The sequence below is a fragment of the Ralstonia sp. ASV6 genome (assembly GCF_016429285.1).
GTDB lineage: Bacteria > Pseudomonadota > Gammaproteobacteria > Burkholderiales > Burkholderiaceae > Ralstonia > Ralstonia flaminis.
Map to the genome: position 1 here is coordinate 1 of NZ_JAELUI010000246.1, position 4,346 is coordinate 4,346.

Genomic DNA, 4,346 nt, shown 5'->3' on the forward strand with positions numbered 1-4,346 from the left:
GGCATGTTCTGCTTGATCGCCGGGCTGCCGTTCAGGATGCTGGACTGATCGCCCGAACCGGCGCCGCCAAACAGCGCCACCTTCAGCGGCGTGCGGAAATACGTTTCCACCGACGACAGCTCGGCCTTGGTGACCGAGCTGAGCAGCCACATCAGCAGGAAGAACGCCATCATCGCAGTCACGAAGTCGGCGTAGGCGATCTTCCACGCACCACCATGGTGGCCGTGTGCGGCCTTCTTGTTGCGCCGGATGACAATGAAGGTCGGTGTGCTGGACTTGCTCATGGTCCGTTCCCGTCGGTCAGTACTGCGTCGTTAATGGCACGGCTCATTGGCCGCACTCTTGAAATCGTGGTTCATCGCTAGGCCGTCTTGGCGCCGCGCACGTGGTCTTCCAGCTCGGCAAACGAGGGGCGCTCGGTCGAGAACAGCACCTTGCGGCCGAACTCCACGGCAATCGCCGGGGCGTAACCGTTCATGCTGGCCAGCAGCGTCACCTTGATGCACTGGAACAACTTGGTCGATTCTTCGGCGCGCTGTTCCAGCAGTGAGCCCAGCGGCCCGATGAAGCCGTACGCCAGCAAGATGCCGAGGAAGGTGCCGACCAGCGCCGAGGCGATCAGCTTGCCCAGCTCCGCCGGCGGCAGGCCGACCGAGCCCATGGTGTGCACCACGCCCATCACCGCGGCCACGATGCCGAAGGCCGGCATGGCGTCGCCCACCTTGGTGATGATGCGGGCCGGTTGTTCGGCTTCGTGGTGGTGGGTGTCGATTTCCTGATCCATCAGCGCTTCGATCTGGAATGGATTCAGGTTGCCGCCCACCATCAGGCGCAGGTAATCGCAGATGAAATCCAGCGCGTGGTGGTCAGCCTGAATGGCGGGGTAGTTGGCAAACAGCGTGCTCTCGTGCGGGGCTTCGATGTCGGCTTCGATCGACATCATCCCCTCACGACGGATCTTGGACAGCACCACATACAGCAGCGCCATCACTTCCATATAGAGCGCCTTGGTGTACTTCGAGCCCTTGAACAAGCCCGGAATGGCCTTGACCGTGGCGTTGATGGCCTTCTTGTCGTTGCCGACCACAAAGGCGCCAATGCCGGCACCGAAGATGATCAGCAGCTCAGTCGGCTGGAACAGGGGCCCGAGGTGCCCCCCGGCCAGCATGTAGCCGCCGAACACCGAGGCGAGAATCACGATGTAACCGATGGCGACTAACACTGGGCGAACTCCTGAATTGGCGATCCTGCGATCAATACAAGGGGGAATAACGGCATCGCCCCGGTTTACTGAAGGCTTGGCACCGGGTTTTGCTGCAAGGACGGGCGCTTGAGGACAACTGAAAATCGTTGTGCCGCGCCCCTCTTCACCAAGAACGGCATCAAAACGGGCGGCTTGAGCGTCATGCCGCTCCGGAAAGACCCGAAAAACGAGGCAAATCAAGCCGAATGAAAGAAAAAAGGGACGGAAATTGCTTTCCGTCCCTTCCTTCACGCGCGGCGGCAAAAAAAATGCCGGTCAGCTGCTTGCGCGGCGACCGGCCTACCCCCTTCCCCTTCTGTCCTGTCTGAGCCCCTGTGCTGTTCCTGCTCTGTGTTCTGTGCTCTGTACTGTCTTGTTATGTGCCGAACTGGCCGGCTATTGTTGTTGTGTTCCCGTATTTCCCGTCATTCCCCAGCAGGCATTCCCGTGCGTCCCGTGTCCCGCGTTCCCGTTTCGTACTGCTCAGGCGTCGATCGTCTTGTCTGCGACCGCATCTACCTGGCCAGCCACGCGCTTTTTCTTGCCTGCGCGTGAAGGCGGCTGGCATACGCCGCACACAAAACCATGGTGCAGGTCTTCTGCGTGGGCCACGAAGTGGCCCGTGCAGCGCGTGCACTTCACGGTGTGCAGCATCTTCCCCTCGAAGAACTTCAGCATCATCCACGCACGGGTGATGGAAAGCACTTCTTCCTGCTCGTGAACGTGAATGTGTTCCTGGTACAGCTTGTAGGCCGAGATCAGGCGGCGCACACCCGTGCTGCGGCTGTTCTCACCCAGAAAACGGTAAATGTTCAGGAAGATCGACGAGTGGATGTTCGGCGACCACGTCAGGAACCAGTCTGCCGAGAAGGGCAGCATGCCCTTGGGCGGCGATTCCCCGCGAATTTCCTTGTATAGCTTGACCAGACGCTCACGGCTGAGCGTGGTTTCCTGTTCCAGCAACTGCAGACGCGCACCAAGCGAAATCAATTCCGCTGCAAGGTGGATCTGCTCAACTTCATTCATGACGCTGGTATGACGCATGGCACTGCTCCCGCTTTGCTTCTGCTACCCATCCGAATCACGCTAAACCCGACGGAAAATCCGCCGCAAAAGGCTTAGCTGATCTGTTCAACCGCCTGACGCGCCAGCAGGATCGACATTTGCGATTGCTGCAGGCCCTTGTCACGGTGCGGCTGGGTCACCAGACCCAGGATGGCGTGATCGTCGAAGCGGAAGCGGCACAGCATCATGTTCGTGCTGGCCAGCTTGACGATCTGCGCGGGCGACATCGTCAACAGGATGTCTGCCAATTCTTCAGAGATGCCGAGGCGGAAAAGTGCGGCATCACGATCCTTGGCCAGCATCTGCTGGGCAAGCATCAAATAGGTGAGATTCAGCTCGCTGATCTCGGAAACAATGTCTTGCGTGTCCATGTATGTCCCGTCGTGTGCAGTAAAAGTACAACCTGCATCCGATCCCGCATGGTGCTGCCCGGTGGCGCTGTTGTATTTCACGCCTACCCTCGCCGGGCGGTCACCAATCCCCACAGATCGGATGTTCCTGGCAGTCGGTACCGTCACCGGCACTTCCCGCCTCCTTCTTACTCACGTCGCAAAGACATGGCGAAGTTGTTTTCTGTTGAACACATTGTGGTTTGGCGACCGGGGTAAGTAAAGAAGGGGGGACCCCCACCTTGGAGGGGTGAGGTAAGCCATTTTCTTGTAAGCCAATTTCCTACAAAACTGTTAATAAATGTTGTAAACACGGCCCTTGCCGACACAACGAGCCTGGGTAGACCGTGCGCTAAAGCGGTCGTTTGACACGGTTTTACCCTAATCTTTGCCTGAAAAAAGCAATATTATTGCCTAAAAAAGACCAGATTCGACAAAGAAGGCGTCGCACTTCTGCCACTGTGAGCATCGGATGCCGGGTTAACGGTTTGTAGGACACTTCTTACCCCGTCCTACAGGTCGTGTAGGACAGTTCCGACTGCTTTTTGACTGGTTTTGTAGGAGCACTCCTACAGTCGAATGGCGATTTTGTAGGACACCTCCTACCAAAATGTATCTCTATTCAATACGTGTCTTATAAAGAGATACAAAATTGACCGCCTCGGCAGGCTTGTCAGGGTCGGGAAGGAAGGCAACAGCACTTGTCCTACACGACCGCACAGGAAAGTGCAGCATGGTTGACCGCCCGTGAGGGAACCATCGGAATTCCCGCGATTGCGCGTGGGCGCTGTAGTAGGACAGCCCCGCGCGTAACCGTGTTCAGGAGTGTTACAGCGCGGTCCAACGGGCCAGCAATACGGTGCCCGTGGCGGATTCGGTGATGACGAGTGACTGCCCGTCGGGTGCCAGCGCGACATTGGTGGTGGTGCGCCCCCGGCACGACGCGATGCGCACCAGCGGCTCGCCATGCGGGGAGAGCGCGAAGACTGCGCCCAGCGAGGCATGGGCGACGAACAGGTTGCCGGCGGCGTCCATCGCCATGCCGTCGGGGCCGCTGGTGCCATAAAACTGCGCAAAGCGGCCAACCTTGCTGGTACTGCCGTCGGCCAGCAGCGGCAGGCGCCAGACAGCGTTGTCGCGTGTCATGGCAACGAACAGCGCAGATTCGTCCGGCGTGAGTACCAGCCCATTCGGGCTCGGTCCGTTGGTGAGCAGGCAATCGAGCCGGCCATCGGTGCGCAGGCGGTACACGCGGCCGGTCGGGTCGTGCAGGCCGGTCTGGCCTTGATCGGTGAAATAGACATCGCCGTTGCGGGCGACGATCAGGTCATTCGGGCCTTTGAAGCGCTCGCTGTTGCGGCGCGTCAGGAAGGGGCTGACCACGCCCGTAGCCGGATCGAGTGACAGCACTCCATTCTTATAATCAGCAATCAGCAGCGTGCCGTCATGGCGCATCGCCAGGCCGTTCGGTTCACCATCGTATTCGGCCACCACAGTCCAATCGCCCTGCGGCGAGACCCGCAGGATGCGGCCATGCGGAATGTCGACCAGCCAGAGGTTGCCGTGCGCATCCCAGCACGGGCCTTCCAGAAAGCAATCGACCGGCGCCCCGCCCTTGTTTGCGCGCGACCATTCGGTCGGCACAGGGC

At 59.4% G+C, this 4,346-nt stretch carries 5 protein-coding genes; all 5 read right to left on the reverse strand.

The genetic code is table 11. The features are described 5' to 3' along the window. On the reverse strand, nucleotides 1–284 hold a 284-nt coding region (locus JHD73_RS26690; RefSeq protein ID WP_306663162.1), incomplete at its 3' end, for a flagellar motor protein MotB. A gap of 77 nt (nucleotides 285–361) precedes the next feature. Next, nucleotides 362–1,222 carry a flagellar motor stator protein MotA gene (gene motA / locus JHD73_RS26695; RefSeq protein ID WP_124380605.1) on the reverse strand — a complete coding sequence of 287 codons (861 nt, stop codon included), beginning with the start codon at nucleotides 1,220–1,222 and terminating at the stop codon, nucleotides 362–364. 504 nt (nucleotides 1,223–1,726) lie between these two features. Next, nucleotides 1,727–2,287: a flagellar transcriptional regulator FlhC gene (flhC, locus tag JHD73_RS26700; RefSeq protein WP_199033164.1), complete on the reverse strand. Its 561-nt coding sequence runs from the start codon at nucleotides 2,285–2,287 to the stop codon at nucleotides 1,727–1,729. Between the two features lie 74 nt (nucleotides 2,288–2,361). Then, nucleotides 2,362–2,679: a flagellar transcriptional regulator FlhD gene (gene flhD / locus JHD73_RS26705; protein WP_004627783.1), complete on the reverse strand. Its 318-nt coding sequence runs from the start codon at nucleotides 2,677–2,679 to the stop codon at nucleotides 2,362–2,364. 846 nt (nucleotides 2,680–3,525) lie between these two features. Then, nucleotides 3,526–4,346, reverse strand: an 821-nt coding sequence (locus JHD73_RS26710; RefSeq protein ID WP_233177171.1) for an SMP-30/gluconolactonase/LRE family protein, incomplete at its 5' end; no start/stop codon positions are given.

Excerpts from the sequence above, each read along its gene's own strand:
- flhC (WP_199033164.1), bottom strand. The coding sequence starts at position 2,287 with ATGCGTCATACCAGCGTCATGAATGAAGTTGAGCAGATCCACCTTGCA.
- flhD (WP_004627783.1), bottom strand. The coding sequence starts at position 2,679 with ATGGACACGCAAGACATTGTTTCCGAGATCAGCGAGCTGAATCTCACC.